At 57.7% G+C, this 24,953-nt stretch carries 28 protein-coding genes; 15 read left to right on the forward strand and 13 right to left on the reverse strand.

The window, feature by feature from the left end:
- Positions 1 to 116: 116 nt before the first annotated feature.
- The 3 genes from alr (at position 117) to KDX30_RS02285 (ending at position 2,600) form a co-directional block, all read left to right on the forward strand.
- Complete coding sequence (gene alr, locus KDX30_RS02275; protein WP_231674852.1) at positions 117 to 1,187, forward strand: alanine racemase; 1,071 nt, start codon at positions 117 to 119, stop codon at positions 1,185 to 1,187.
- 270 nt (positions 1,188 to 1,457) lie between these two features.
- Positions 1,458 to 2,006: a cupin domain-containing protein gene (locus tag KDX30_RS02280; RefSeq protein WP_027901539.1), complete on the forward strand. Its 549-nt coding sequence runs from the start codon at positions 1,458 to 1,460 to the stop codon at positions 2,004 to 2,006.
- A 171-nt stretch (positions 2,007 to 2,177) separates the two neighbouring features.
- Positions 2,178 to 2,600, forward strand: a complete 423-nt coding sequence (locus KDX30_RS02285) for a c-type cytochrome (protein WP_231674853.1) — start codon at positions 2,178 to 2,180, stop codon at positions 2,598 to 2,600.
- Between the two features lie 103 nt (positions 2,601 to 2,703).
- On the opposite strand, the gene KDX30_RS02290 is transcribed toward KDX30_RS02285, so the two are convergent.
- Positions 2,704 to 3,768 (reverse strand): aminopeptidase, encoded by a 1,065-nt coding sequence (locus KDX30_RS02290; RefSeq protein WP_231674854.1) that lies wholly within the window; start codon positions 3,766 to 3,768, stop codon positions 2,704 to 2,706.
- A 93-nt stretch (positions 3,769 to 3,861) separates the two neighbouring features.
- On the opposite strand from KDX30_RS02290, the gene KDX30_RS02295 reads away from it, so the two are divergent.
- A complete protein-coding gene (locus KDX30_RS02295; protein WP_099270344.1) occupies positions 3,862 to 4,275 on the forward strand; it encodes a PA0061/PA0062 family lipoprotein in 414 nt (137 codons plus the stop codon).
- 3 nt (positions 4,276 to 4,278) lie between these two features.
- On the opposite strand, the gene KDX30_RS02300 is transcribed toward KDX30_RS02295, so the two are convergent.
- On the reverse strand, positions 4,279 to 4,512 hold the full coding sequence (locus KDX30_RS02300) for a DUF1161 domain-containing protein (RefSeq protein ID WP_027901543.1): 234 nt from the start codon (positions 4,510 to 4,512) through the stop codon (positions 4,279 to 4,281).
- A gap of 171 nt (positions 4,513 to 4,683) precedes the next feature.
- On the opposite strand from KDX30_RS02300, the gene KDX30_RS02305 reads away from it, so the two are divergent.
- Positions 4,684 to 5,343 (forward strand): hypothetical protein, encoded by a 660-nt coding sequence (locus KDX30_RS02305; protein WP_176560676.1) that lies wholly within the window; start codon positions 4,684 to 4,686, stop codon positions 5,341 to 5,343.
- A gap of 122 nt (positions 5,344 to 5,465) precedes the next feature.
- Here the strand turns inward: KDX30_RS02305 and KDX30_RS02310 are convergent, their stop codons facing one another.
- Positions 5,466 to 5,897, reverse strand: coding sequence for an OsmC family protein (locus tag KDX30_RS02310; RefSeq protein ID WP_231674855.1), 432 nt, complete (start codon positions 5,895 to 5,897; stop codon positions 5,466 to 5,468).
- Positions 5,898 to 6,141: 244 nt separating this feature from the next.
- Here KDX30_RS02310 and KDX30_RS02315 point away from each other — a divergent pair, with 244 nt between their 5' ends.
- The gene (locus tag KDX30_RS02315) at positions 6,142 to 7,143 is read left to right on the forward strand and encodes an LLM class flavin-dependent oxidoreductase (protein WP_231674856.1); all 1,002 of its coding nucleotides are present in this window, start codon (positions 6,142 to 6,144) and stop codon (positions 7,141 to 7,143) included.
- 191 nt (positions 7,144 to 7,334) lie between these two features.
- On the opposite strand, the gene KDX30_RS02320 is transcribed toward KDX30_RS02315, so the two are convergent.
- Positions 7,335 to 7,559, reverse strand: coding sequence for a DUF1161 domain-containing protein (locus tag KDX30_RS02320; protein WP_027901547.1), 225 nt, complete (start codon positions 7,557 to 7,559; stop codon positions 7,335 to 7,337).
- A 149-nt stretch (positions 7,560 to 7,708) separates the two neighbouring features.
- On the reverse strand, positions 7,709 to 7,924 hold the full coding sequence (locus tag KDX30_RS02325) for a dodecin (RefSeq protein WP_027901548.1): 216 nt from the start codon (positions 7,922 to 7,924) through the stop codon (positions 7,709 to 7,711).
- Between the two features lie 166 nt (positions 7,925 to 8,090).
- Between KDX30_RS02325 and KDX30_RS02330 the strand changes: the two genes are divergently transcribed.
- Positions 8,091 to 8,417, forward strand: a complete 327-nt coding sequence (locus tag KDX30_RS02330; protein WP_027901549.1) for a DUF883 family protein — start codon at positions 8,091 to 8,093, stop codon at positions 8,415 to 8,417.
- Between the two features lie 16 nt (positions 8,418 to 8,433).
- Here the strand turns inward: KDX30_RS02330 and KDX30_RS02335 are convergent, their stop codons facing one another.
- Positions 8,434 to 9,333 carry a LysR family transcriptional regulator gene (locus tag KDX30_RS02335; protein ID WP_231674857.1) on the reverse strand — a complete coding sequence of 300 codons (900 nt, stop codon included), beginning with the start codon at positions 9,331 to 9,333 and terminating at the stop codon, positions 8,434 to 8,436.
- Between the two features lie 124 nt (positions 9,334 to 9,457).
- Between KDX30_RS02335 and trpB the strand changes: the two genes are divergently transcribed.
- The 3 genes from trpB (at position 9,458) to KDX30_RS02350 (ending at position 12,129) form a co-directional block, all read left to right on the forward strand.
- Positions 9,458 to 10,687 (forward strand): tryptophan synthase subunit beta, encoded by a 1,230-nt coding sequence (trpB, locus tag KDX30_RS02340; RefSeq protein WP_027901551.1) that lies wholly within the window; start codon positions 9,458 to 9,460, stop codon positions 10,685 to 10,687.
- Positions 10,684 to 11,496: a tryptophan synthase subunit alpha gene (gene trpA, locus KDX30_RS02345; protein WP_027901552.1), complete on the forward strand. Its 813-nt coding sequence runs from the start codon at positions 10,684 to 10,686 to the stop codon at positions 11,494 to 11,496. Before trpB ends, trpA begins: the two co-directional genes overlap by 4 nt.
- A gap of 123 nt (positions 11,497 to 11,619) precedes the next feature.
- Positions 11,620 to 12,129 carry an anti-virulence regulator CigR family protein gene (locus tag KDX30_RS02350; protein WP_231674858.1) on the forward strand — a complete coding sequence of 170 codons (510 nt, stop codon included), beginning with the start codon at positions 11,620 to 11,622 and terminating at the stop codon, positions 12,127 to 12,129.
- A 103-nt stretch (positions 12,130 to 12,232) separates the two neighbouring features.
- On the opposite strand, the gene KDX30_RS02355 is transcribed toward KDX30_RS02350, so the two are convergent.
- Both KDX30_RS02355 and KDX30_RS02360 read right to left on the reverse strand, forming a co-directional pair.
- On the reverse strand, positions 12,233 to 12,565 hold the full coding sequence (locus KDX30_RS02355) for a DOPA 4,5-dioxygenase family protein (protein ID WP_231674859.1): 333 nt from the start codon (positions 12,563 to 12,565) through the stop codon (positions 12,233 to 12,235).
- Between the two features lie 235 nt (positions 12,566 to 12,800).
- Positions 12,801 to 13,751: a choline sulfate utilization transcriptional regulator gene (locus tag KDX30_RS02360; protein WP_231674860.1), complete on the reverse strand. Its 951-nt coding sequence runs from the start codon at positions 13,749 to 13,751 to the stop codon at positions 12,801 to 12,803.
- A gap of 115 nt (positions 13,752 to 13,866) precedes the next feature.
- Here KDX30_RS02360 and betC point away from each other — a divergent pair, with 115 nt between their 5' ends.
- The 3 genes from betC to KDX30_RS02375 all read left to right on the forward strand — a co-directional run bounded on the left by betC (position 13,867) and on the right by KDX30_RS02375 (position 18,066).
- Positions 13,867 to 15,372 carry a choline-sulfatase gene (gene betC, locus KDX30_RS02365; RefSeq protein WP_099270212.1) on the forward strand — a complete coding sequence of 502 codons (1,506 nt, stop codon included), beginning with the start codon at positions 13,867 to 13,869 and terminating at the stop codon, positions 15,370 to 15,372.
- A gap of 34 nt (positions 15,373 to 15,406) precedes the next feature.
- Positions 15,407 to 16,333, forward strand: a complete 927-nt coding sequence (gene choX, locus KDX30_RS02370; protein ID WP_231674861.1) for a choline ABC transporter substrate-binding protein — start codon at positions 15,407 to 15,409, stop codon at positions 16,331 to 16,333.
- A gap of 164 nt (positions 16,334 to 16,497) precedes the next feature.
- The gene (locus tag KDX30_RS02375; RefSeq protein WP_231674862.1) at positions 16,498 to 18,066 is read left to right on the forward strand and encodes a SulP family inorganic anion transporter; all 1,569 of its coding nucleotides are present in this window, start codon (positions 16,498 to 16,500) and stop codon (positions 18,064 to 18,066) included.
- Here KDX30_RS02375 and aroE read toward each other — a convergent pair.
- On the reverse strand, positions 18,063 to 18,884 hold the full coding sequence (gene aroE / locus KDX30_RS02380) for a shikimate dehydrogenase (RefSeq protein WP_231674863.1): 822 nt from the start codon (positions 18,882 to 18,884) through the stop codon (positions 18,063 to 18,065). The two genes, KDX30_RS02375 and aroE, sit on opposite strands and share 4 nt — an antisense overlap.
- A gap of 128 nt (positions 18,885 to 19,012) precedes the next feature.
- Positions 19,013 to 19,930 carry an oxygen-dependent coproporphyrinogen oxidase gene (gene hemF / locus KDX30_RS02385; RefSeq protein ID WP_099270209.1) on the reverse strand — a complete coding sequence of 306 codons (918 nt, stop codon included), beginning with the start codon at positions 19,928 to 19,930 and terminating at the stop codon, positions 19,013 to 19,015.
- A 173-nt stretch (positions 19,931 to 20,103) separates the two neighbouring features.
- Between hemF and KDX30_RS02390 the strand changes: the two genes are divergently transcribed.
- Positions 20,104 to 21,081: an NADPH:quinone reductase gene (locus KDX30_RS02390; protein ID WP_231674864.1), complete on the forward strand. Its 978-nt coding sequence runs from the start codon at positions 20,104 to 20,106 to the stop codon at positions 21,079 to 21,081.
- 336 nt (positions 21,082 to 21,417) lie between these two features.
- Here KDX30_RS02390 and KDX30_RS02395 read toward each other — a convergent pair whose 3' ends face one another.
- From KDX30_RS02395 to KDX30_RS02405, 3 genes are all read right to left on the reverse strand, one after another.
- Positions 21,418 to 21,975: an L-threonylcarbamoyladenylate synthase gene (locus KDX30_RS02395; RefSeq protein WP_231674865.1), complete on the reverse strand. Its 558-nt coding sequence runs from the start codon at positions 21,973 to 21,975 to the stop codon at positions 21,418 to 21,420.
- Between the two features lie 37 nt (positions 21,976 to 22,012).
- Positions 22,013 to 23,125, reverse strand: coding sequence for a DNA-processing protein DprA (gene dprA, locus KDX30_RS02400; protein WP_231674866.1), 1,113 nt, complete (start codon positions 23,123 to 23,125; stop codon positions 22,013 to 22,015).
- A gap of 123 nt (positions 23,126 to 23,248) precedes the next feature.
- A complete protein-coding gene (locus tag KDX30_RS02405) occupies positions 23,249 to 24,274 on the reverse strand; it encodes a LysM peptidoglycan-binding domain-containing protein (protein WP_231674867.1) in 1,026 nt (341 codons plus the stop codon).
- A gap of 139 nt (positions 24,275 to 24,413) precedes the next feature.
- Between KDX30_RS02405 and def the strand changes: the two genes are divergently transcribed.
- Positions 24,414 to 24,920 (forward strand): peptide deformylase, encoded by a 507-nt coding sequence (gene def, locus KDX30_RS02410; RefSeq protein WP_231674868.1) that lies wholly within the window; start codon positions 24,414 to 24,416, stop codon positions 24,918 to 24,920.
- Positions 24,921 to 24,953 lie beyond the last annotated feature (33 nt).

Raw genomic sequence — 24,953 nt, forward strand, 5'->3', positions numbered from 1 at the left:
CCCCTGTAGGAGCTGCCGAAGGCTGCGAACACTCTTGAAGTCACCTCAGCGACCAAGACCTTTCGCAGCCTTCGGCAGCTCCTACAGTTCTATTCCTTTGCCATCAGAATCCCACCATGCGTCCAGCTCGCGCGATTATCGATCTTCAAGCCCTGCGTCATAACTACCGCCTGGCCCGTGACACTACCGGCGCGAAAGCCCTTGCGGTGATCAAGGCCGACGCCTATGGCCATGGCGCTGTGCAAGTCGCTCAGGCACTTGAAGCCGAGGCCAATGGTTTCGCCGTGGCCTGTATTGAAGAGGCGCTGGAGTTACGCGCCGCCGGTATTCGCGCTTCCGTTTTGCTGCTGGAAGGTTTCTTCGAAGCCGATGAGCTGGACCTGATCGTCGAGCACGACTTCTGGTGCGTGGTGCATTCACTGTGGCAACTGGAGGCCATCGAACAAGCCCGTCTGCACAAACCGCTGACTGTCTGGCTTAAGCTCGATTCAGGCATGCATCGCGTCGGCTTGCATCCGCAGGACTTTCAGGCCGCTTATCAACGCCTTCAAGCCAGCGGCAAAGTGGCGAAAATCGTACTCATGAGCCATTTTGCCCGCGCCGATGAACTGGACTGTCCGTCCAGCGCCGAGCAAGTTGCGGTTTTCGAAGCAGCCCGCCAAGGCATGAACGCCGAAATAAGCCTGCGCAATTCCCCAGCAGTAATGGGCTGGCCTGATGTTCCCAGCGATTGGGTGCGCCCCGGCATCATGCTCTACGGCGCCACGCCATTCGATCGGCCGCAAGCGGTGGCTGATCAGTTGCAACCGGTGATGACCCTGGAATCGAAAGTCATCTGCGTACGCGATTTGCCTGCAGGCGAAGCGGTGGGCTACGGCGCAACGTTCATTACCGAGCGGGCCAGCCGCGTTGGCGTGGTCGCCATGGGTTATGCCGATGGCTATCCCCGAGAGGCACCGACCGGTACGCCGGTGTTGATCGACGGCCAGCCGAGCCAACTGCTGGGCCGCGTGTCGATGGACATGCTGTGTGTCGACCTGAGTCACTTGCCGAATGCGGGTCTGGGCAGCCGGGTCGAGCTGTGGGGCAAGAACGTCCTGGCCAGCGACCTGGCGACTCGCGCAGGCACCATTCCGTATCGAATCTTTTGCAATCTGCGCCGGGTGCCAAGGGTTTATCAGGCTTAAGATACTTATCTGAATCGAGGTACTTTTTTCTGTGAGCTCACGGGTACCGCGAGGCAGCGATAGCAGTCTTTCTGATACTCCGCCATCGCGGCCTCGCGGTGCTCATGCGCTCCTACAGGGGGTAATGGTTAGCCGCTCGACAGCGCGGCGCTTGCCAGCCAGTTCCCTGGATATTCCGTAACAGGTCCAAGTGTTGTAAATACTGAACGCTATTGCCATGATGGCGCTCAACTCGACCTTGCCTCATCTATATCTAGGAGGACTGCCGCATTGGACGTCGGTGAACGACTGCAATCCATTCGTAAACTCAAAGGTCTGTCCCAACGCGAGCTTGCCAAACGAGCAGGCGTGACCAACAGCACCATTTCCATGATCGAAAAAAACAGCGTCAGCCCCTCGATCAGTTCACTCCGGAAAGTGCTCGGCGGGATTCCCATGTCCATGGTGGAGTTCTTCTCTGAAGAGCTCGAGCAGCAGAACCCGACTCAGGTGGTTTACAAGGCCAGCGAGCTGATTGATATCTCCGACGGCGCGGTGACCATGAAACTGGTGGGCAAGGCGCATCCGAGCCGCTCAATCGCATTCCTCAACGAGGTGTACCCGCCTGGTGCCGATACCGGTATCGAGATGCTGGTGCACGAAGGTGAGGAGACCGGCATCCTGGTCGAAGGTCGTCTCGAGCTGGTCGTCGGGCTCGACACTTACATTCTCGAAGAGGGCGACAGCTATTACTTCGAGAGCACCAAGCCGCACCGCTTTCGTAACCCGTTTGACGTGCCAGCGCGACTAATCAGCGCAGCCACTCCGGCTAACTTCTAAGGCAAAGGCCCGATAATCAAGGGCTGCAGCGCAAGCCCTTCAACGTCGATTCGCAGCCCAATAACCTTTCTTATTGCAGGGTTGTTTCGGACGTTCAGGGCAGGGGATATACTCTCGCCGCCTGCTAAACCGTGGCAGGTGTGCGTGAATAGTCTCCATGAGGGTGGAAGCGTGAACCTGACCAACAAGATTCTGGCCATTGCCGCAGCGCTGGCTTTTTGGGCGTTCAGCGCTCAGGCAGCGACCAGTGAAGAGATTGCCAAACGGCTGGAGCCGGTCGGCCAGGTCTGCATTCAGGGCAAGGAATGTGCAGGGACAAGCGTCGTCGCATCGGCGAACAGCGGTGCTACCAAGAACCCCGACGACATCATCGCCAAGCACTGTACTGCCTGCCACAGCATCGGCTTGCTGAACGCACCGAAAATCGGTGATACCGCCGCCTGGAAAGAGCGCGCCGATCAGCAGGGCGGCCTGGATGGCCTGCTGGCCAAGGCGATCACCGGGCTCAACGCCATGCCCGCCAAAGGCACCTGCGGCGACTGCACTGACGACGAACTCAAGAGCGCCATTCAGAAGATGTCGGGGTTGAAGTAAACGACCAGACCTATCACTTGTAGGAGCTGCCGAAGGCTGCGAATCGCGGTATTTCAGGTCAAGTGCTTTCGCAGCCTTCGGCAGCTCCTACAGGGAATTATGTTCACTCAGATCTACCCATCAACCTCTGCAACTCAGCCCGGCGCTGCGCAATTGGCAACGCGCCCAGACTCTCCACTTGCGCATAAAACGCCTGCCAGTCTCTGTTCACGTTTCTGAACAGCGCTTCAAAGGCAGGCACCCATTGGTCGTAGAGCCCAAAGGGCAACAACCTGGCGTTGTTCATCGGCGCGTTGATCCAGGCGTCATAACGCTTGTCACCCGACCATTGCTGATCACGCAATAGCCGGTACTCGCTGCGCAGCCTTTCAAATTCCGCCGCCTTGCGCTGGCGCATCAGCTCGGCGCTCAAGGGTTGGCGGTAAAGCTGCATGAGTCGCTCGCGGGTAGCCAGTACCAGCCGTGTAAGGTCATCTCGCTGTTTTGATTGCGTTAAATGCTCAGGAGCAAGCCCGCGCGCAATGCGCCATTGTCGGGTGCCTTCCTGCTCGACGAAGCTGGCGTAGGACTCATTGAACTCAGTGTCATCCTTCACATAGAAACGCTGGTGCGCCAACTCATGAAAGATCAACGTCGCTAAACGCTCGTCACCCCAGCCCAGCATAGAGCTGAGAATCGGATCATTGAACCAGCCCAGTGTGGAATAGGCTTCCACACCGCTTACATAGACGTCTTTTCCCTCCTGGCGCTGTAACGCTGCAGCGCCTCTGGCACCGCCGATGCTGTAATAGCCGCGATAGGCCACGCACCCGGCGATGGGGAAACAATGGGTGATCGGCTCAAGAGAAAACTCGTCCGTGGCGAACACATTCCAGACCACGTACGGGCGTCCGAGATCGGCATAAAGCCGGTAGCTTTTATTGTCAGGAAGGTGCAACTGGCTGCTGGCAAAGTCGCGTGCTTGCCGGGAAAAAGCCAGACGCTGGCGAAGTTTCGGATCACGGGTCTGATCAGCGATCACATCCTCGACCGGCTCACGAGCACGTAGCAGCTGAAACTGGCCGCTCACCAACTGGTCGTAATAGCTAAGGCTGGAACAACCGCTGAGCAGCAAAATCGCCAACAGCGGCCAACTGCGCCAAAGGCATGAAGCGTTGAGACTCGGCATGGACAGCCTTTAAAGTTGCACACATGGCGCGTTATGCCGGACAGCGAGGGCATTTCGCAACTACTATCGAGATCCTTTGAAGCCGAGCTGACCATGCGCCCTTTATTGATGCTCTTAGCCCTTGCCTCACTGGCTGGCTGTGCAGGCCCCATGCCTGCCGTGGACCCGGCTCAAGCCTGGGTCGATATGCGGACCATGACCGGCAAGCTGGTCATGGCTGACAAGGTGGACGGCAAGACGACCTATGACGGCCGTTACTTCCAGATATCGCCAGGCAGTCACCGGCTTCAGGTCCGTTATGACTATGAAGTCCACTACGGTGGCTTTACCGCCATGGGCGACGAGTACACCGAGCTGACGTGCTACGTCGAACTGCACTACGCGAACTTCGCCGCCGGGCAGCGCTATATGATCGAGGTCCGATCACTGACCAACGATGTGACCGCCGAACTGCTGGATGCCCAGCGTAACGTTCTGGCGGAACAGGACCATGTCACCTGCATCTGACGATCAGCGATCGTTTTTCTGGTAGATGATTTTGCGTGTGCCGTTATCGCAGGTGCCCACTACCATGTTCTGGTCTTGGGCCTCGTCATTGGTGACGATTTCCAGAGTGTAGGAACTGACATTGTTGGCCTGAATCTTGGCTTCGATCTCGGCTTTCAACTCTTCACAATCTTTAGGCGCGGCGAGGGCGCTGGTGGCCAGCGATAGACCCAGTACGGCTAATGCAAAACGTTTCATGCTCGACTCCTCGATACCACTAGAGCAGCACGCGCCAGAATGATTCCCGCGCCTGCGCCGCTCCTTTCCATAGACATTACCCGGTCCCAGCAAGTTCGGCACTCGTCAGTCGGGTCGAACTTCTTTGTGAGCGACTCATCACATCCTGACGATTAACTGACTGAGTGATGTATGAACGCACCTTTCATCCAATGGGTTATCCAGTACAAGGACGCCCTGACGGTCCTGATCAGCATCGGTACGCTGATCGTCTGGGTGCTCTACGCACAACTGCTGTTGAACAATTACCGCCGCCAGCGTCGACCGCGGATCATCATCAACCGGGGCGCGGGTAAGGGCATCGGCTCGCTGTGCCTGATCAGCAACATGAGCGCCGAGCCCATCTTCATCAATCAGATCGTGCTGGTGCTCAACACCAACCAAGGCCAGCTGTGCTGCGATGTCACGGACATCCGGGAAGAAAGCAAAGGTGAGATCGAACAGGATCTGATTCTGCACAACGCGACCCGCCAAGGGCCATTGGGCACGGGCGACTTCACGCATATCGGCTCTTTCGCTTCGCTCATCCAGCGTCTGGCGCTGCTTCACGCGATCCCCATGCAGGGTCAAAAGCCAGCGCAAGAGTGGAAGTTTTCCAGCCTGGAAGTGCGAGTGATCGCATTCTACGGCTCTGACAAGCACGCCATTGGTGCAAGCCGGGGATTTGAGCTCAGTAATGCTGAGGAGGATGGCTGCCAGTTGATCGCGCAGTCACGGGAAAGCTTGCAGTACAACTCCGCGTGGCACCGTCGCAAGGTACGTCGGCAGTGGATGCTGGATGTGGAGGGGTAGAGAGAGTCGACCCTACGCCGAACACTGTAGGAGCTGCCGAAGGCTGCGAAAGCGATAGTCCTGAGACACCGCTATCGCAGCCTTCGGCAGCTCCTACAGGTCAATCATATGCCCTGAACCGATCAGCTAAGCAGCGTAGCGTCCAGAGTGATTTTTGCATTCAGGACTTTCGAGACCGGGCAGCCTTCTTTGGCCATAGAGGTCAGCTTGTCGAACTGCTCTTGAGTCGCGCCTGGCACTTTGGCCTTCAGCGTCAAATGAACTGCTGTGATCGCGAAGCCGCCGTCCACCTGATCCAGAGTGACGTCTGCAGTCGTATCGATGCTTTCAGCGGTGAGGTTCTCGCCGCCCAGTATCATCGACAGCGCCATGGAGAAACAGCCTGCGTGCGCTGCGCCAATCAACTCTTCTGGGTTGGTGCCTTTGCCGCCTTCAAAACGAGCCTTGAAGCCGTAAGGCGCTTCACGCAGTACGCCGGTTTCAGTGGAGATGCTGCCGATGCCAGTCTTCAGGTCGCCTTCCCAGTGGGCCGATGCTTTTTTGACAATGCTCATGGTGTCTCCTCATGGATAAGTGCGTTTCGCACGGGGTTAAGGGTTCTGAGGATAGCTCGGTCTGGAAAGTTCAACTGTAGGAACGATCCGAAAATAAAGTAGCATTTTTCTACTTTAGGGATTGAATCTGGAGCATATGCCCTTATCCTCTTAAGCAACCGCGGGTTTCGGTCATTAGCGTTTTCTCCATCTGACGGGTCATGCGCCAAGCCTGCAAAACACTTTCGAGGATCGTTGACGACCTATGAAACGTTTAGCTGATGTGAAGATTTCCACGCTTGATCTGGTACCCGTACGCCACGACTCAGGTCCTGCTCAGTCCCTGCGCAACTCGCTTGACCTGGCGCAACACGTCGAAAAACTGGGCTACAACCGCTTCTGGGTGGCCGAACATCACAACATGGATGGCATCGCCAGTTCGGCCACTTCAGTGCTGCTTGGCTATCTGGCGGGCGGCACATCGACCATTCGCGTCGGTTCCGGTGGGATCATGCTGCCCAACCATGCACCACTGGTGATCGCCGAACAGTTCGGCACCCTGGCAAGTCTGTATCCGGGCCGGATCGACCTGGGTCTGGGTCGCGCACCGGGTTCCGATCAAATGACCGCCCGGGCCTTGCGCCGGGAGCGCTCTGGCAGCGCTGATGACTTCCCCGAAGATGTGGCTGAGCTGATGGCCTACCTTGGCCCACGCACGCCTGATCAGCGAGTCATCGCCGTTCCGGGCACTGGCACCAATGTGCCGATCTGGTTACTGGGCTCAAGCCTGTTCAGTGCCCAACTGGCCGGGCAACGCGGGTTGCCTTATGCATTCGCGTCGCACTTCGCGCCGCGCTACATGCATGAAGCCATCCGGGTTTATCGTAATCACTTCGAACCTTCAGCGGTGCTGGACAAGCCCTACGTGATGCTCGGTGTGCCGCTAGTGGCCGCCGATACGGACGAGCATGCAGAGTATCTGGCGACATCGCTGTATCAGCGGATTCTTTCGCTGATGCGCGGCCAGACATTGATGCAGAAGCCGCCTGTGAAAAGCATGGAAGGGCTGTGGTTGCCTCATGAACGTGAAGCGGTGAGCGATTTCCTCGGCCTGGCCATGGTCGGCAGCAAAGAAAAAATCCGTGCACGGCTGGATGTCTTGCTGGAGCAGACAGACGCAGATGAACTGATCTTCACCTGCGACATGTATGAGCATGACGATCGCTTGCGCTCGTATGAAATTCTGGCTGAGGCAGCAAGAGGCTAATATCAGTTTCAGAACCGCAACTGAACCTGTGGGAGCGAATTCATTCGCGAAGGGGCCGGGACATTCACAACATCTGCGTCGTCAGGAATGCCGCCTTCCCGAATGAATTCGGTCCCACAGGTATCTGCGGTCGAGAAAGCCCACAAAAAAACCGACTTCAACGAGTCGGTTTTTTTGTATCTGCAATCTGATCAGCCGCGCTGATACACGATTTCCTTGGCGCCGCCTTCACAGCTGCCGACAACTTTCTTGTCGGTCACGCTGCCTTTGTCGACGACTTCAAGCGTGTAGGACGAAGCGCCTTTAGCCTGCAGCTTTGCGTCAATTTCAGCTTTCAACTCTTCGCACGGCTTGCCAGCCGCCAGGGTGGTCCCGGCAATGCTCAGCAAACCTACCGCCAATAGAAACTTCTTCATTGGTCAAACTCCTTCGTCAGGCCAAATCAGGTCATTTACAAGGCAAACGACCTGAAAGAATTAACCACGCCGACGATTGTTCGCAACAGCGGGCTCTATCTGTGTAGCGGAGGATATGGCAATCAGCCAGTGCGAAAGTTCAGCAATGATCAGCTGTTGGCAATCCGAAAGCCTACTTTCAGGGTGACCTGGAAGTGCGCAACCTTGCCGTCTTCAATATGACCACGGGTCTCAGTCACTTCGAACCATTCCAGATGATTGATGCTCTTGCTGGCCTCGGCCAACGCGTTGTTGATCGCGTCTTCGATGGTGGTGGTAGACGAGCCAACCAGCTCAACCTTCTTGTAAGTGTGATGATCAGTCATGGCAGTTCTCCTAAGGGTCATTACGAGCGCAGCAGTGGGCACGCTCCCTACCTCTGTGGGGAAAAGCGACATAAAAGTTCAGCATTTTACAAAAACCCAAACGCACTTTCTGAAAAGCCCGTAGTCGGAAACAACACACGCCACTCACCATCGCAGGAGAAACATCATGGCTAGCACTTCACTACGTAAAGCCTCGCTTCAAAGCATGGAAGCGGAAATCGAAAGTCTGTTGAAATCACTTGAAGGCTTGAAATCCGATGCGTCGGACGAGTCGCGCAAGACCCTCAAAAATTTGAAAGCCAACGCTGAAAGCGCGCTGAGCCACTCGCGCAGCCTGCTGAGCGATGTGTATGAAGACGTCAAAGTCAAAACCCGCGAAACCAGCGTTGCCACTCGCGACTACGCGCAAGAGCACCCTTGGACTACCGCCGGTGTTGCAGTGGGCGCGGTTGGCCTGCTGGCTGCCTACCTGCTGTTCAAACGCGGCAACTGATTAAAGTCTAATCAGCTCAGGGCCTTCCCGAATGTTTCAGCTCATTTTTTAACCAGTTGGCTAATGATTGAGCGCGCCCGTCAGCGGCACGTTTGGGAACCCAGAGCGCCAGTTGCGCCGGGGTTTCGCTGAAACCCCATGGCGCAACCAGGCGACCAGCCCGCAGGTCATCTGCCACCAACGGCTCAGGCGCAATCGCAACACCCAGGCCAGCCACGGCAGCCTCCAGCAAATAATACAAATGCTCAAAACCCTGCCCATACTGCAGCGCCTTAGGGTCGATGCCGTTTTGTTGCGCCCAACTGGGCCAGGCTTGCGGCCGTGAAGTGGTTTGCAGAAGGGTTTCGTTGAGCAACTCTTCCACCGACGCCTGCTGCAACTGTGCATAACGGGAAAAGTGCGGGCTTAACACGGGGCCAATTCGCTCACTCGCCAACTCGAAAACCTGCATGTCCGCCGGCCATGGCGGCTCGGCGAACACCAGCAGCGCGTCCAGCCCGGGACGACGGGGATCCAGATCCCCTTCACCCGCTGACAAGTGCAGGCGCAGATCGGGCAAGTCCGCATTCAGCCGTCCCAGACGAGGAATGAACCAGCGCGCCAGCAAGCTTCCGGAACAGCCCAATACAAAGGGAGCGTCTTCAATGCTCTGGCTGAGCTCGGCACACACCGCGCGCAGGCGGTCGAATGCATCGCCGCTGGCGTCTCGAAGGCGAACGCCTGCATCTGTGAGTTTAAGGCCACGCCCCTCCTTGACGAACAAGGCGACGCCCAGGTGCTCTTCAAGCACCTTCAGTTGCCGACTCACTGCACCGTGAGTCACGTGCAGCTGTTCAGCCGCCTGACTGACGCTGTTCAAGCGTGCCGTGGCTTCGAAGGCTCTTAATGCATTTAGCGGAGGAAGGTCGTGGCTCATGGTATCTGTGAGTTTTCCTGACAGGTCGCGGCGATCTTATCGGTTTTCAGATGGGTTGGCGCTGGTTAAAGTGTGTCCATTGCCGATCCGGCTAACTCATTCGCTTATCGACCCTGGAGGTCACATGACCCAGACCAACTTCAGCAGCGGCCCAGACGCCAACGGCTTGTTCGGCTCATTCGGCGGCCGCTACGTTGCCGAAACCTTGATGCCATTGGTTCTCGACCTGAATCGCGAGTACGAAGCTGCCAAAGCCGACCCGGAATTTGTCGAGCAAATGACCTATTTCCAGCGTGATTACATCGGTCGTCCAAACCCTCTGTACTTCGCTGAGCGTCTGACCGAGTTCTGCGGCGGCGCAAAAATCTACTTCAAGCGCGAAGAACTTAATCACACCGGCGCGCACAAGATCAATAACTGCATCGGCCAGGTCCTGCTGGCCAAGCGCATGGGCAAAAAGCGCCTGATCGCCGAAACCGGCGCCGGCATGCACGGTGTAGCGACGGCCACCGTCGCTGCACGTTTTGGCCTGCCATGTGTGATCTACATGGGTGCCACCGATATCGAGCGTCAGCAAGCCAACGTATTCCGCATGAAGTTGCTGGGTGCTGAAATCGTCCCGGTCACCTCCGGTACCGGCACCCTGAAAGACGCGATGAACGAAGCTCTGCGTGACTGGGTAACCAACGTCGATGACACCTTCTACCTGATCGGCACCGTGGCAGGCCCACACCCGTATCCGGCGATGGTTCGTGACTTCCAGTCGGTCATCGGCAAGGAAACCAAGGTTCAGATGCAAGAGAAAGAAGGTCGTCTGCCCGATAGCCTGATCGCTTGCGTCGGTGGCGGCTCCAACGCCATGGGCCTGTTCCATCCATTCCTGGATGACAACAGCGTGGAAATCATCGGTGTCGAAGCCGGTGGTCATGGCGTCGAGACCGACAAGCATGCCGCCAGCCTTAACGGTGGCGTACCAGGCGTCCTTCACGGTAACCGCACGTACTTGCTGCAGGACAACGACGGCCAGATCACTGACGCGCATTCGATCTCTGCCGGTCTGGACTACCCAGGCATCGGCCCCGAGCACGCTTACCTGCACGAAGTGAAACGCGTCGAATACGTCAGCATCACTGACGAAGAAGCGCTGGAAGCCTTCCACCATTGCTGCCTGCTGGAAGGCATCATCCCGGCACTGGAAACCGCTCACGCCTTGGCCGAAGCCATGAAGCGCGCCACCAACCTGCGCGATGATCACCTGATGGTCGTATGCCTCTCGGGTCGCGGTGACAAAGACATGCAAACCGTCATGAACCACATGGCCGCCGCCGAACAGAATAAGGAGATGCTGGTATGAGCCGCCTCGAACAACGTTTCGCCCAGCTGAAAACCGAAGGCCGCGCGGCACTGGTGACCTTCGTCACCGCAGGCGATCCGGGTTATGACACCTCGCTGAAAGTGCTCAAGGGCCTGCCTGCAGCCGGTGCCGATGTCATCGAACTGGGCATGCCGTTCACCGACCCAATGGCCGATGGCGTGGCAATTCAACTTGCCACCCTGCGTGCTCTGGATGCCGGGCAGACGCTGCTGAAAACCCTGCAGATGGTCAGCGAGTTCCGCGTCGACGACCAAACCACGCCGATCGTGCTGATGGGTTACTACAACCCTATCCATCGTTATGGTGTGGAAAAATTCGTCGCCGCTGCCAGCGAAGCGGGCGTTGATGGCTTGATCATCGTCGACTTGCCACCCGAGCATGACGCCGAACTGGCGACGCCTGCTCAGGCTTCCGGCATCGACTTCATCCGCCTGACCACGCCGACCACCGACGATGCGCGTCTGCCGCGTGTTCTTGAGCGCAGTTCCGGCTTCGTCTACTACGTTTCGGTTGCGGGTGTGACCGGTGCGGGTTCGGCGACGATGGAGCACGTTGAAGGCGCAATCGAGCGTCTGCACCGCCACACCAGCCTGCCGATCTGTGTCGGTTTTGGCATTCGCACCCCGGAGCAGGCGGCTGCCATCGCTCGCCTCGCGGACGGCGTAGTGGTGGGTTCGGCACTGGTGGACAAGATCGCCAATGCCGCTTCGCCAGAGCAGGGCGTCGATGATGTGTTGAGCCTGTGTGCAGCCTTGGCTGAGGGCGTACGTAAAGCTCGTGTGAGCTGAAGGTAAAGTTCCTGATACAGAGGAATCAAAGCGCAAACACCTGTACTAAGTAGTCAGGCAAAGGGGTTCAGGGTTCATGCCTTGAACCCCTTTTTGCTGCATTGAATTCTTCAGGAGCAACACATGAAACTGCCGAACCGTTTGATTGCCGGGCTGGGTATCTTGATGATCAGCGCCAGTCCGCTGTTGCAAGCAGCGCCACAAGATCAGCGCGGCGGCCCTGACGATAACCGTCAAGGTCAGCAACAAGGTCCAGGTCCGCAGAGCAAAGGTGGTCATGAGCAGGGCAGACAGGGTCAAAACCCGGGCCCAGGCAATGACAACCGTCCGCAACAGCAAGCGCATCAGGACAACCGCGGCGGCAATCGTCCACCGGAAAATTTCGATAGCGTGCGCAATACCATCCAGCAGCACCGCGACGTGATCGGCCGTGGTCAGCCGCTGCCGCCGAACATTCATGTGGTCAAAGGCCACCCATTGCCGCCGGGCTACGGCAAACGCCTGGACTCGCGCTCGCTGCAACACCTGCCTCATTACGATGGCTACGAATGGCGCCGTCTGGGTAGCGACGTGGTGCTGATCGCTGTGGGCACCGGGATTGTCTACGCGATTCTGGATGGTGTTTTGAATTAACAAAAACCTTACTGTAGGAGCTGCCGAAGGCTGCGAAGCGGTATTTCTGACACGCCGCCATCGCAGCCTTCGGCAGCTCCTACAGGTCTGGGTTTATTTCGCATTAGCGCCTGAACATCCCCAGATTCAAAGGCCGAACCGCCCCCATCCAGATCGCATGCTCGGTATGATCCGCCAGCTCATCGCCAGTCAGCGGATGGGTAAACACCACCAGACCATTGCGATTCAGCGCCAGCCAAAGCATCACATCGGCAAACTGCTGATGATCAAATGCCAACTGACAACTCCAGTCGGTATGCGGACCAACCGGCCGCTCGTGAACCCTGCCCATCGCCAAGCCAAACTTCTCGACCGCCGCCTCACACAAGGCACGTGCATGCTCGAGAGTGTCAGCATCGAAGTAAACATGGGCGTGATAACCCTGAATCTCTGACATGGGCGTAAGTGCTCCTCTGGATAATCGAATCAGGCGGTTCTTATCAGATGCCGCAATAATCTGGATTGAAATGGAATCTCACTGTGGGAGCGAATTCATTCGCGAAGGGGCCAGTCCTGGAGAACACCAGAGTCTGACAGACCGCTTTCGCGAATAAATTCGCTCCCACAGGGGTCCCGTTTTTTCTGAACGGCTTTGCGACACCAGCCTGGCGACAGCGCCTGCAACGCTTTTTTTATACCGCAATCGACGGCAACGGCCTGCCTGTCAACGATGGTCCGCTCTGTGCCTGCTCACTCGCCAGCCAATCCACAAACTGCTGAACGATCTGCACCCGCCGTTTACGTTGCGGCAGTACAACGTAATAGCCATAAGCGGAGACCGCTGTCGCATCCACAGGGCGGCACAGCAAACCTTGATCGAGCAGGGCGTCCACGAGATGACGCCAGCCGATGGCGACGCCCTGGCCCGCAATGGCTGCCTGAATCAGCAAGGTGTAATTGTCGAAGCGCAGCTGTCCGGGAGCAGGGGCCTGATGGATGTTCAAGGCTCGAAACACGCCGCCCCAATCGAACCAGTTGGCGCTGCCTTCGCCTCGCAAATGCAGCAGCGGGAATTCACGCAAGACGTCAGTGGGCAAGGGCGGCTCTCGTCCGGCCAGTAACTGCGGGCTGCACACCGGGAAGACTTCCTCGCTGAACAACCAGCGGCTCTCGCCTTGCTTGAAACGCCCATCTCCGAACAGGACGGCGACGTCGATATCGGCGCGCAGCATGCTATGACTGCGCTCGCTGGTGACGAGGCTGACGTCCACGTCCGGATGAGCTTCGTGAAAACGATGCAGGCGAGGCATCAGCCAGTAGGCGGCGAAAGCAAAGTCGGTGGCGACCTGCAGCACTTCGTGTTGATGCTGATGGGTGATCGCGACCAAACCTGCGTCCATCGACTGCAAGCCGGTCTGCACATGGCTGAAAAGAATGTCGCCTGCATCCGTCAGCTCGATGCCACGGTAGATCCGGTCAAACAACCGGGTGGCCAGTTGTTCTTCCAGGCGTTTGATCTGCTGGCTCACGGCTGGCTGAGTGGTGCCCAGCTCGATGGCTGCGGCTGTAAAACTGCGTAGGCGCGCTGCGGACTCAAATGCCCGCAGCAGATCCAGCGAGATATCACCGAGCGATTCAAACATAAGCTGTACTTATCCTAGGCATTGCCTTGCATGGGCTTTACCTTAAATCCCATGGGTCCCATCCTCAATCGGAGCACTTTCGCATAAATATTCACTATGGGATGCCGCGAAATACATGAAGCGCAAAAATATTCTTTTCATCATGGCCGATCAAATGGCCGCGCCGATGTTGCCGTTCTACGCCTCATCTCCCATCAAGATGCCCCATTTGAGCCGCCTCGCCGCTGAAGGTGTGGTGTTCGATGCCGCTTACTGCAACAGCCCACTGTGCGCGCCATCGCGTTTCACGCTGGTCAGCGGGCAGTTGCCCAGCAAGATCGGCGCTTACGACAATGCCGCGGAATTCCCGGCAGACATCCCGACTTACGCGCACTATCTGCGCCGCCTGGGCTACAAGACTGCGCTGTCGGGCAAGATGCACTTCTGCGGGCCTGACCAGTTGCATGGCTACGAAGAGCGCCTGACCAGTGATATCTACCCCGCCGACTATGGCTGGTCCGTCAATTGGGACGCGCCGGATGTGCGTCCGACCTGGTATCACAACATGGCGTCGGTGCTGCAGGCTGGCCCATGCGTGCGCACCAACCAGCTGGACTTCGATGAAGAAGTGGTCTTCAAAGCCCAGCAATACCTGTTCGATCACGTGCGCAACGACGGCGATCAACCGTTCTGCCTGACGGTTTCCATGACTCACCCGCACGATCCGTACACCATCCCGAAACCGTTCTGGGATCTGTACAGCGACGACGAAATCCCGATGCCTCGTCATCAGCCGGATCAGGCCGATCAGGATCCGCACTCCCAACGCCTGATGAAAGTCTATGATCTCTGGGACAAGCCGTTACCCGAGGAGAAAATCCGCGATGCACGGCGTGCTTATTTCGGCGCGTGCAGCTACATCGACAGCAACGTCGGCAAGCTGATGCAGACGCTGGAAGACATCGGCCTGGCGGACGACACCATCATTGTGTTCTCCGGCGATCATGGCGACATGCTAGGCGAACGTGGTCTCTGGTACAAAATGCACTGGTTTGAAATGGCGGCTAGAGTGCCATTGCTGGTTTATGCGCCAGGTCATTACAAGGCCGGACGTGTTGGTGCCGCAGTTTCCACAGCTGATTTGCTGCCAACATTTGTCGCCATGGCAGAAGGGGAACTGGTGGATGGCCTGCCACTGGACGGTCAATCACTGATGCCGCATCTTCTGGGCGAGGGGGGTCATGACGAAGTGTTTGGCGAGTACATGGCCGAGGGCACTAACAGCCCGCTGATGATGATCCGGCGCGGCGCGTACAAATTCATTTATTCGGAGCAGGACCCATGCCTGCTGTTCGATGTCCATAACGATCCACAGGAGCTGGAAGAGCTGAGCCAGTCGGACACTCACCAGCAACTGTTTACTGAATTCCTGGCTGAAGCACGAGCCAAGTGGGATATACCGGCGATACACCACCAGGTGCTCGCCAGCCAGCGCAGAAGGCGCTTTGTCGCTGAATCGCTGGCACTCGGCAAGCTGAAGAGTTGGGATCACCAGCCGCTGGTAGACGCCAGTCAGCAGTACATGCGCAACCATATTGATCTGGACGATCTGGAGCGCAAGGCACGTTATCCACAACCTTGACCCTGCCAAAAAATCAAAAAACTAGGGGAAGTTAATGAAGACGTTATCCAAAACACTCGTGATTGGGGTCATGGCATTGAGCAGCCTTGCGGTACAGGCTGCCGAGCAAAGTTGCAGCACGGTCAGAATGGCCGATCCGGGCTGGAGCGACATTGCTGCAACCAACGCCATTGCCGGCTTCCTGCTGGACGGGATGGGCTACAAGGCCAAGGTCGACACCCTGGCGGTGCCGATCGCCTACGGCGGCCTCAAGGATGGCAAGCTGGACGTCTTCCTGGGCAACTGGATGCCCGCGCAGCAGGGTTTCTATGACAAGTTCGTCGCAACCGGGGATGTCACCCAACTGGCGAAGAACCTGGACGGCACAGAATTCACCCTGGCCGTACCGGATTACGTCTGGGACGCGGGTGTGCATAACTTTGCCGACCTGAACAAATTCGCCGACAAGTTCGAGAAGAAGGTTTACGGGATTGGCTCCGGCGCGCCCGCCAACTTGTCGATTCAGAAAATCATCAAGGAAAACGAATTCGATCTGGGCAGCTGGAAGCTCGTCGAGTCCAGTGAGCAAGCAATGTTGGCGGAAGTGAATCGCCGGGTGAAAAAAGACCAGTTTGTGGTGTTCCTCGGCTGGACGCCGCACCCGATGAACGTGCAGATCAAAGGCCTGCATTACCTCAAAGGCGGCGAGAAATACTTCGGCGACACCGGCACCGTGCACACCCTTACCCGTAAAGGTTACGCCGAAGCATGCCCGAATGTAGGCAAGCTGCTGACCAACCTGACGTTCACTCAGGAGATGGAAAACAGCATCATGGCCGACGTGACCAACAACAAGGTCACCAATGCTGCCGCGGCCAAAGCCTGGATCAAATCAAACCCGGCCGTGCTGGATAAATGGCTGGATGGCGTGAAGACCATCGATGACAAAGATGCACTCGCGGCGGTGAAGGCGAAGCTTTAAAAGGACTAATCACACAAAGCTGTAGGAGCTGCCGAAGGCTGCGATGCGATATGTCAGGAATATTGCTTCGCAGCCTTCGGCAGCTCCTACAGATGCATGGAACCTTGCACCCCATTGCCTGACCCTTCACCCTTACCCTTCCGCAATCCTTCGAAGAGCGTTTCATGGGTTGGCTAAATCGCCATAAATTCCTGCCGTTTCTTGCCTGGCTCCCACGACAGACTCGTGCCACCGTGGGTCGTGATGCGATAGTAGGGTTGAGCGGGGCGATTCTGGCCTTGCCGCAATCCATCGCTTACGCCCTGATCGCCGGCCTGCCTGCCGAGTACGGTTTATACGCGGCGATAGTGCCGGTCATGATCGCCTGTTTGTGGGGTTCGTCCTGGCATCTGATCTGCGGGCCAACGGCGGCAATTTCAGTCGTGCTTTACGCCAGTATCAGCCCGCTGGCGGTCCCCGCCAGTCAGGATTACATCACCCTGATTCTATTGCTGACGTTCATTGCCGGGCTGTTCCAGCTATTGCTCGGTATGGTGCGTTTCGGCGCGCTGGTGAACTTCGTCTCACATTCGGTAGTGCTCGGCTTCACCCTGGGTGCTGCCGTAGTGATTGCCCTGGGGCAGATGCCCAACCTGATCGGTATTGATTTACCCAGCCAGACTACAGCCCTGAAAAGCCTGGTTGCAGTGCTGGAACATCGAGGTGAGCTAGACACGCCATCACTCATTCTGGGTTTGCTGACGCTCGTGCTCGGCATTTTGCTGAAGCTGCTGGTACCGCGCTGGCCAACATTGTTGATCACCCTGATCGCCTCCAGTCTGCTCGTCTGGCTGTGGCCAGTGATGTTCGGCCATGTGCGCGTGGTTTCCGCATTCGTCGGCCATCTACCGCCGTTGAGCCCGCTGCCGCTGGACCCGGAACTGATCCTCAAACTGCTGCCCTCCGCCGTGGCGGTGGGCATGCTCGGGCTGGTTAACAGCCTGTCGATTTCCCGCTCGCTGTCCACCCGCTCCCAGCAACTGATCGACGCCAATCAGGAAGTCCGCGCCCAAGGGCTGTCGAACATGGGTGGCAGCCTGTTCTCAGGGTTTCTGTCAGCGGGTTCGTTTACGCGCTCGGCACTGAGTTTTGAAGCGGGCGCCAAATCACCCTTGGCCGGCATATTTTCCGCGTTATGGGTGGCGCTGTTTGCCGTCGCCGGAGCATCGTTGATCGCGCACATTCCGATTCCGGCCATGGCGGCTTCAATTCTGCTGATTTGTTGGGGGCTGGTGGACCGGCGGGGTATTCGTGCCTTGTACCGGGTCAGTCGCTCCGAGTTTCTGGTCATGGCCCTGACCTGCGTCGCGACGTTGCTACTCGAACTGCAAACCGCGATTTACGCAGGGGTGCTGGCGTCGTTGTTCTTCTACCTCAAGCGAACCTCACAGCCAGTCGTGCAGCAGTGGCGCGACGGCGACGAAGACATCATGCGCGTGGGCGGCTCGATCTTTTTTGGTGCCAGCCACTATTTGCAGACAAGACTGCAGCGCACTGAAGGCAAACACGTGGTCATTGAGGCGCAGCACATCAACTTCATCGATTACTCCGGCGTCGAGATGCTTCATCAGGAAGCCCGACGCCTGCGTGATCACGGCCGAACCCTGACGTTGCGTCGGGCCAGGCCGCAGGTGATCGAAGAATTGCGCAAGCTGGAAGGGGAGGAGAAATGCCCGATCCGGTTCGAAGATTAAGCGCCGAGTTGCCTGCGCAATTCGGCCAGCACTGGCGCAGAGTCCGGTCGCACGCCGCGCCATAACAGGAAGGCCTCTGCGGCTTGCTCGACCAGCATGCCCAAGCCATCCACCGATTGTGCTGCGCCGTGCTCGGCGGCCCATCGACAAAACGCCGTAGGCTCGCTGCCGTACATCATGTCGTAGCAGAAGGTTTTACCGGGCTCGATCAGGCTCGGCGAAATCGGCGGCAGCTCTCCGGCCAGGCTAGCGGAGGTGGCGTTGATGATCACGTCAACGGACTCTTCCAGCCAATCGAAGCCGCTGGCAAACACCGGCCCCAGATCAGCGAATTGCTGGGCCAGCAGCTCGGCTTTTTCTACGGTTCGATTAGCGATCACCAATACCGACGGACGCTCGGCCAACAGGGGCTCAAGCGCACCGCGCACTGCGCCACCTGCACCGAGCAGCAATATGCGTTTGCCGCGAAGGCTTACGCCACAGTTAACCGTCAGATCCCGCACCAGCCCCGCGCCATCCGTGTTATCGCCCAACAGGGTGCCGTCAGCCAGCTTGCTCAAGGTGTTGACCGCGCCTGCACGCCGGGCGCGTTCGGTCAGGCTGTCGACCATGCGATAAGCCTGCTCCTTGAACGGCACCGTCACGTTGGCTCCACGGCCTTCGCTGAAGAAAGCCATCGCGAATGCCGTGAAGTCATCCAGCGGCGCGAGAGCCGTGCGGTAATCCAACTGCTGACCGGTCTGCTCGGCGAACAGTCCATGGATAAGCGGTGACTTGCTATGACCGATGGGGTTGCCGAAGACGGCGTAGTGATCCATTGGGTTTCCTGTTTAATTTCAGACTCTGCCTCGGTAGGAGCGAACTTGTTCGCGAAGCGGTGTACCTGACACAACGCCTCGCGAACAAGTTCGCTCCTACCGAGACCTCGCTCACCGCTAAATAACTGTCAACCCAACGCCAACCAATCCCGATCCTGCAGGAAATACTCGGTCAGGCGCGCTTCTTCGCTTCCTGGCACCGCTTTCCAGTCATAGCCCCAGCGCACTTGCGGCGGCAGAGACATGAGGATCGATTCGGTACGTCCGCCCGATTGCAGGCCGAACAGCGTGCCGCGGTCGTAAACGAGGTTGAATTCCACATAACGCCCGCGACGGAATTCCTGAAACTCGCGTTGCTGCGCGGTATAAGCGTCTGCTTTGCGACGACGCACGATGGGCAGATAAGCGTCGATAAAGGCGTCGCCAATCGCGCGCATGAAGGCAAAGCTGGTGTCGAAATCCCACTGGTTCAAATCATCAAAGAACAAGCCGCCAACACCGCGTGGCTCGTTGCGATGCTTGAGGTGGAAGTAACTGTCGCACCACGCCTTGTAGCGAGGATAGACGTCAGCACCAAACGGCGCACACGCTTGCTCGGCAACCCGGTGCCAATGCACACAGTCTTCTTCAACGCCGTAGTAGGGCGTCAGATCGAAACCACCGCCGAACCACCAGACCGCTTCCTCGCCTTCTTTTTCTGCGATGAAAAACCGTACGTTAGCGTGAGACGTCGGCACATGCGGGTTGTGCGGATGGATCACCAGCGACACGCCCAGCGCCTCGAAACCACGTCCGGCCAGCTCAGGCCGATGGGCACTGGCAGAAGGCGGCAGGCTGGTGCCGAACACATGAGAGAAGTTGACGCCGCCTTTCTCGATCATCGCGCCATTCTCGGCAACCCGCGTACGCCCACCGCCACCTGCGGGGCGAGTCCAGGCGTCTTCAAAGAAACGGGCATCACCGTCTTCCTGTTCCAGAGCGGTACAGATCCGGTCTTGCAGATCGAGCAGATAGGCTTTGACGGCCTCAGTGCGGCTAGAAGACATGGCGACCTCTTAAACTGACTTCAGACGGCTGGCCCCCGGACTTCAAGGGCGGCAGCGAAATTGGCGCGTAGCATAACACCCGCTGGCAATCGACCGCAGTTGACGAAGCGCAAACGAAGGAGTCCGATAGAGCGCTTTCATATTCCTGTTTCGATTGATCATGGAGAGAACAAATGGCAAAGCGTATCCAGTTCAGCACGACCGGTGGCCCGGAAGTTCTTGAGTATGTGGACTTCGAACCGGCCCAGCCTGGCCCGCAACAGGTACGTGTGCGCAACAAGGCCATCGGCCTGAATTTCATCGAAACCTACTTCCGCAGCGGCCTGTACCCGGTGCCGTCCTTTCCGTCGGGGCTGGGTAACGAAGGCGCGGGCATCGTCGATGCCGTGGGCAGCGAAGTCAGCCGCTTCAAAGTCGGCGACCGCGTGGCATACGGCACCGGTCCGCTCGGTAGCTACAGCGAGCTGCATACCTTGCCGGAAGCCAATCTGGTGCATCTGCCGGAAGCGATCAGCTTTGAGCAGGCCGCCGCCATCATGCTCAAAGGCCTGACCGTGCAGTACTTACTGCGTCAGACCTACGTCGTTAAACCGGGTGAAACAATCCTGTTTCACGCCGCAGCCGGTGGCGTAGGCTCCCTGGCCTGCCAATGGGCCAAGGCGCTGGGCGCGAAGCTGATCGGCACTGTCAGTTCCGCCGAGAAAGCCGCTCACGCCAAGGCGCTGGGTGCCTGGGAAGTGATCGATTACAGCAAGGACGATGTGGCGAAACGCGTGCTGGAATTGACCGACGGCCAGAAATGCCCGGTGGTTTATGACGGCGTTGGGCAGGACACCTGGACCACTTCGCTGGATTGCGTTGCCCCGCGCGGCCTGTTGGTCAGTTTCGGAAATGCATCCGGGCCGGTTGCAGGCGTGAACCTGGGAATTCTGGCGAGCAAAGGTTCGTTGTACGTCACGCGCCCAACCCTCGGCAGCTACGCCAACACGCCACAGAACCTGCAAAGCATGGCCGACGAACTGTTCGACATGCTCGCCAGCGGCAAGATCAAGGTGGATAACATCCAGCAATTCGCCCTCAAGGATGCGGGCAAAGCGCAGATCGAACTGTCGGGCCGACGCACCACTGGCTCAACTATTTTGATTCCTTGATTTGAAATGCAAACACCTGAAGGAGATTCTTTGAGGGCCTGCTAGCTCAATTCCCTGTGGGAGCGAATTCATTCGCGAAGGGGCAGTTACATCCGCCACTTATGTGTCGACTGAAACACCGCCTTCCCGAATAAATTCGGTCCCACACAGACTGTGTGAAAACGTAGCGAGCGACGGCAAGACAAGGCAAAAACGGGCGAAAAAGCGGAGTCTAGGTGTTCTAAATGAGCATTTTTCGCCTGTTTTTAACGCAGTATTGCCGAGCGCAGTAGTTTTCACACAGTCTGCACAGGTCCATCATGAGCCCGAGATCATGTTCGACCCCGAAGGACCGAATTACCCCGCTCGAACAACCTCTGCCGTAGCGATATCGCGAATCACGCTCGGGTTACGGCGGCCACCCAGGCTGCCGCTGAGCACGCCATCGATCTGCCCACGGAAATACTGCTCGACCCTCAGACGTGAGCGGGCAGCAGGGCGGCCCGCCGGGTTGGCCGAGGTAGAAATCAGCGGCCCGACCAATGCACACAGCTCACGCACCGTTGGGTGATCGCTGACGCGCAACGCCACCGTCTCGTGAATGCCTGTAATCCATTGAGGCAAGAGATTCTGGTGAGGCACCAGCCACGTGTTGGGACCCGGCCAGGTGCTGGCCATACGATCAATCCACAGCTCCGGGAAATCTTCGAACAGGAAGTCGAACTGACGAATGTTGTCAGCGATCAGGATCAGCCCTTTCTCCACGGGCCGCGATTTGATCGCCAGCAGACGGTAAACCGCTTCTTCATCCCAAGGGTCACACCCCAGCCCCCACACCGCTTCGGTTGGATAGGCAATGACCGCACCGGCACGAATATCTCGGGCGGCTTGTTGCACTCGCCAACTGCTGACCATTTTCACTCTCCACTAAAACATTGTCGGCAGTTTAACCTCAGGCTGCGCGCGCAAACCATCGTCCTGCTTCACAGGTAATGCGTCCGTCCAGCTCCAGTTCGGTCAACGCAGCGAGCACTTTCGGCAACGCCCAGCCAATGGAGTGCGCCAACGCTTCACTGGTGTGTGGCGCTGCATGCAGCAAAGCCAGCAGCGGATGGTCGATAGCGACTTCGGTTGTCTGCACCGTTTCAGTGGGTGCCACCACCTGCCAGCCACGCAAAGCTTCGAGAATGTGATGCACCGTCTCGACCAGTACTGCGCCATCGCGAATCAACTGATGACAGCCACGCGCGCCGGGGTGATGAATCGAACCCGGGATGGCGTACACCTCGCGGCCCTGTTCGGCAGCCAAACGAGCTGTGATCAGCGAACCGCTGGCAACGCTCGCCTCGACCACCAGCACACCCAGGGACAAGCCACTGATGATTCGGTTGCGACGCGGGAAGTTGCTGGCAGTAGGACCTGCATCCAGCGGGAACTCGGAAACCACTGCACTTCCTTCGGCAATCATCCGCGCCGCCAACGCTCGGTGGCGCTGTGGATAAAGTTTTTCGATACCAGTGCCGAGGACGCCGATTGTAGAGCCGCCGACGTCCAGGGCGGCCTGATGCGCAGCGCCATCAATGCCCAACGCCAGTCCGCTGGTGATGACAAATCCGGCACCCGCAAGACTTTTCGAAAAGGCTGCCGCGGTATCCAGGCCCGGACGTGAAGCGCGGCGGCTGCCGACCATGCCCAACTGCGGCCGGTCAAGAATCGAAGCGTTACCTGCGACAAACAGAAGAGGAGGTGGATCGGGGATTTCCGCCAGCAATGCCGGATAGTGCGGATCGTCCCACATCAGCAAATGCTGGTCCGGACGCTCTAACCAGACCAGTGCGGCACTCGCACCATCGCGTACATCCGGATCACGTCGAGCCTCTGCGCACGCCGTCGGCAACCCCAGAGAACACCATGCGCTAGCCGGTGCACTGAGCGCAGCAGAAGCGCTGCCGAACGCATTGATCAACTTGAAGAATCGCTTTGGCCCCACCTCCGGCAAGCGATGCAGGCGCAAACGCGCTTCCTGTTCGGCAGGCGAAGGGGCAGCTTTTTCAAACAGTGGCATAAGATCTTCCTTGACCTGCAGCGCACCAAAATTGGTGGCCAATCCTGTGGATAACTCTGTTAACAACAATTTGATAACTGGTGAAGCAACGACAGGAATCTGTATTAATTCTGCAACATGACGTTAAGGATTTCTGACCTTATCCATCACCGCCAGAGAACGATTGGCATTCAGAACCAGCGCGTAGCTGAGTTTGTCGTAAGTACGGAAAATCATCAGAAGACCCGAACGTTCGTCAGGAATTTTGACTTGTTCACCGGTGATGCGATCACGGACAGTTTCGCCCGTCTTGTAGATCGCCAGCACGTTGCCTTCGATCAAGCCGTCGCGTTTGCCTCGATCCAGAGTGACCACATCCATGACGCCGATCTGATTCACACCCCGTGGGACGTCGATGATCAAGCCGTTGATCGGGTTACCTGGCTCGCTTGGCAGGAAGCTGGAGTTGATTGCCCGCTCTTCGCTGGCGAACAATCGATCGCCCAGGCGCACTTCCTGATTCGAGCGTTGCAGCATCAACGTGGAGATATCACCTTCGGTCGCGACAATTTCGCCTCCGCCAATCTCGTCAGCGTTAATCCCCAGTACTTCCTGAGTGACCGGATCGGTGTAGGTTTTGCCTTGGCGGAAGATGCCGTAAACCGAATGCGCAGGGTCCAGAGCACCTCGGGCATAGATACGGTCGCCGATCCCGCTCAGCACTCGCTCGGAATTGCCAGCCACGATGTACGGCGCTCTGTCGAATTGCTCGGGAGTGTCTACAATGCGGTTGCTGAGCAGAAAAGCATTGATTGCGCCCAAGGGAATACTCGGCACCGCTTCGATCATCGGCGTACTGCGCACCTGTGGCGACAGCTTGACGGTGCCGCGTGATGCGCCGCGATTGAGGGTGACGCGGGGCTGGCCGTCCACATAACTCAGCGTCAAGGTATCGCCGGGATAGATCAGATCAGGGTCATGGACCTGCGGGTTGGCGCGCCAGATTTCCTGCCATTTCCAGGGCTCACTGAGAAACTTGCCTGAAATGTCCCAAAGCGTGTCACCAGCAACGACGGTATAACGCTGGGGATGGCCTTCCCTGAGTTGCACTTGCGCCTGCACAAGACCGGTCGCGGCCAACAGCAGCAGGGCGAGTAGTGATTTCCTCATGCAGTGAATCCCTTTATCATGTTGCTTCGCGTGAACATAGAGTCCTATCCGGCTCGGTGTGAAAATGGTTGCCCCGCTTGAACGTCCAAAGCCTAGCAGCCGATTTTGACTTTACCCTACAAGTGCAGCTCTTACGTATATGGCTATTCTAAACATCCTCGAGTTTCCCGATTCGCGCCTGCGCACCATCGCCAAGCCGGTGGCCGTAGTAGACGCCGACATTCGTCAGTTGGTCGATGACATGTTTGAAACCATGTATGAGGCGCCAGGTATCGGGCTGGCTGCAACCCAGGTCAACGTCCATAAGCGTGTCGTGGTCATGGACCTCAGCGAAGACCGCAGCGAGCCTCGGGTTTTCATCAACCCCGAGATCGAAATGCTGACTGACGAAATGGATCAGTATCAGGAAGGCTGCCTCTCGGTGCCGGGCTTCTACGAAAACGTGGATCGCCCGCAAAAAGTGCGTATCAAGGCACTGGGCCGTGACGGCAAGGCTTACGAAGAAATCGCCGAAGGCCTGCTTGCTGTGTGTATCCAGCATGAGTGTGATCACCTGAACGGCAAACTGTTCGTCGATTACCTGTCCAACCTCAAGCGCGACCGGATCAAGAAAAAGCTCGAAAAACTGCACAAGCAGAATGCTTGATTCAGCTAAACCTGTGGGAGCCGGGCTTGGTCT

Origin of the sequence: Pseudomonas quasicaspiana (genome assembly GCF_021147825.1) — a bacterium.
Classification (GTDB): Bacteria; Pseudomonadota; Gammaproteobacteria; order Pseudomonadales; family Pseudomonadaceae; genus Aquipseudomonas; species Aquipseudomonas quasicaspiana.

Bases quoted from the DNA above. Each gene is read 5' to 3' on its own strand.
- KDX30_RS02375 (WP_231674862.1), top strand. From the start codon at position 16,498: ATGGGTTGGCTAAATCGCCATAAATTCCTGCCGTTTCTTGCCTGGCTC.
- KDX30_RS02325 (WP_027901548.1), bottom strand. From the start codon at position 7,924: ATGACTGATCATCACACTTACAAGAAGGTTGAGCTGGTTGGCTCGTCT.
- dprA (WP_231674866.1), bottom strand. From the start codon at position 23,125: ATGCCACTGTTTGAAAAAGCTGCCCCTTCGCCTGCCGAACAGGAAGCG.
- hemF (WP_099270209.1), bottom strand. From the start codon at position 19,930: ATGTCTTCTAGCCGCACTGAGGCCGTCAAAGCCTATCTGCTCGATCTG.
- KDX30_RS02350 (WP_231674858.1), top strand. From the start codon at position 11,620: ATGAAACTGCCGAACCGTTTGATTGCCGGGCTGGGTATCTTGATGATC.
- def (WP_231674868.1), top strand. From the start codon at position 24,414: ATGGCTATTCTAAACATCCTCGAGTTTCCCGATTCGCGCCTGCGCACC.
- KDX30_RS02300 (WP_027901543.1), bottom strand. From the start codon at position 4,512: ATGAAACGTTTTGCATTAGCCGTACTGGGTCTATCGCTGGCCACCAGC.
- KDX30_RS02290 (WP_231674854.1), bottom strand. From the start codon at position 3,768: ATGCCGAGTCTCAACGCTTCATGCCTTTGGCGCAGTTGGCCGCTGTTG.
- KDX30_RS02315 (WP_231674856.1), top strand. From the start codon at position 6,142: ATGAAACGTTTAGCTGATGTGAAGATTTCCACGCTTGATCTGGTACCC.
- betC (WP_099270212.1), top strand. From the start codon at position 13,867: ATGAAGCGCAAAAATATTCTTTTCATCATGGCCGATCAAATGGCCGCG.
- trpA (WP_027901552.1), top strand. From the start codon at position 10,684: ATGAGCCGCCTCGAACAACGTTTCGCCCAGCTGAAAACCGAAGGCCGC.
- KDX30_RS02305 (WP_176560676.1), top strand. From the start codon at position 4,684: ATGAACGCACCTTTCATCCAATGGGTTATCCAGTACAAGGACGCCCTG.
- KDX30_RS02335 (WP_231674857.1), bottom strand. From the start codon at position 9,333: ATGAGCCACGACCTTCCTCCGCTAAATGCATTAAGAGCCTTCGAAGCC.
- alr (WP_231674852.1), top strand. From the start codon at position 117: ATGCGTCCAGCTCGCGCGATTATCGATCTTCAAGCCCTGCGTCATAAC.
- trpB (WP_027901551.1), top strand. From the start codon at position 9,458: ATGACCCAGACCAACTTCAGCAGCGGCCCAGACGCCAACGGCTTGTTC.
- KDX30_RS02405 (WP_231674867.1), bottom strand. From the start codon at position 24,274: ATGAGGAAATCACTACTCGCCCTGCTGCTGTTGGCCGCGACCGGTCTT.
- KDX30_RS02310 (WP_231674855.1), bottom strand. From the start codon at position 5,897: ATGAGCATTGTCAAAAAAGCATCGGCCCACTGGGAAGGCGACCTGAAG.
- KDX30_RS02395 (WP_231674865.1), bottom strand. From the start codon at position 21,975: ATGGTCAGCAGTTGGCGAGTGCAACAAGCCGCCCGAGATATTCGTGCC.
- KDX30_RS02330 (WP_027901549.1), top strand. From the start codon at position 8,091: ATGGCTAGCACTTCACTACGTAAAGCCTCGCTTCAAAGCATGGAAGCG.
- KDX30_RS02390 (WP_231674864.1), top strand. From the start codon at position 20,104: ATGGCAAAGCGTATCCAGTTCAGCACGACCGGTGGCCCGGAAGTTCTT.
- KDX30_RS02355 (WP_231674859.1), bottom strand. From the start codon at position 12,565: ATGTCAGAGATTCAGGGTTATCACGCCCATGTTTACTTCGATGCTGAC.
- choX (WP_231674861.1), top strand. From the start codon at position 15,407: ATGAAGACGTTATCCAAAACACTCGTGATTGGGGTCATGGCATTGAGC.
- aroE (WP_231674863.1), bottom strand. From the start codon at position 18,884: ATGGATCACTACGCCGTCTTCGGCAACCCCATCGGTCATAGCAAGTCA.
- KDX30_RS02320 (WP_027901547.1), bottom strand. From the start codon at position 7,559: ATGAAGAAGTTTCTATTGGCGGTAGGTTTGCTGAGCATTGCCGGGACC.
- KDX30_RS02360 (WP_231674860.1), bottom strand. From the start codon at position 13,751: ATGTTTGAATCGCTCGGTGATATCTCGCTGGATCTGCTGCGGGCATTT.
- KDX30_RS02295 (WP_099270344.1), top strand. From the start codon at position 3,862: ATGCGCCCTTTATTGATGCTCTTAGCCCTTGCCTCACTGGCTGGCTGT.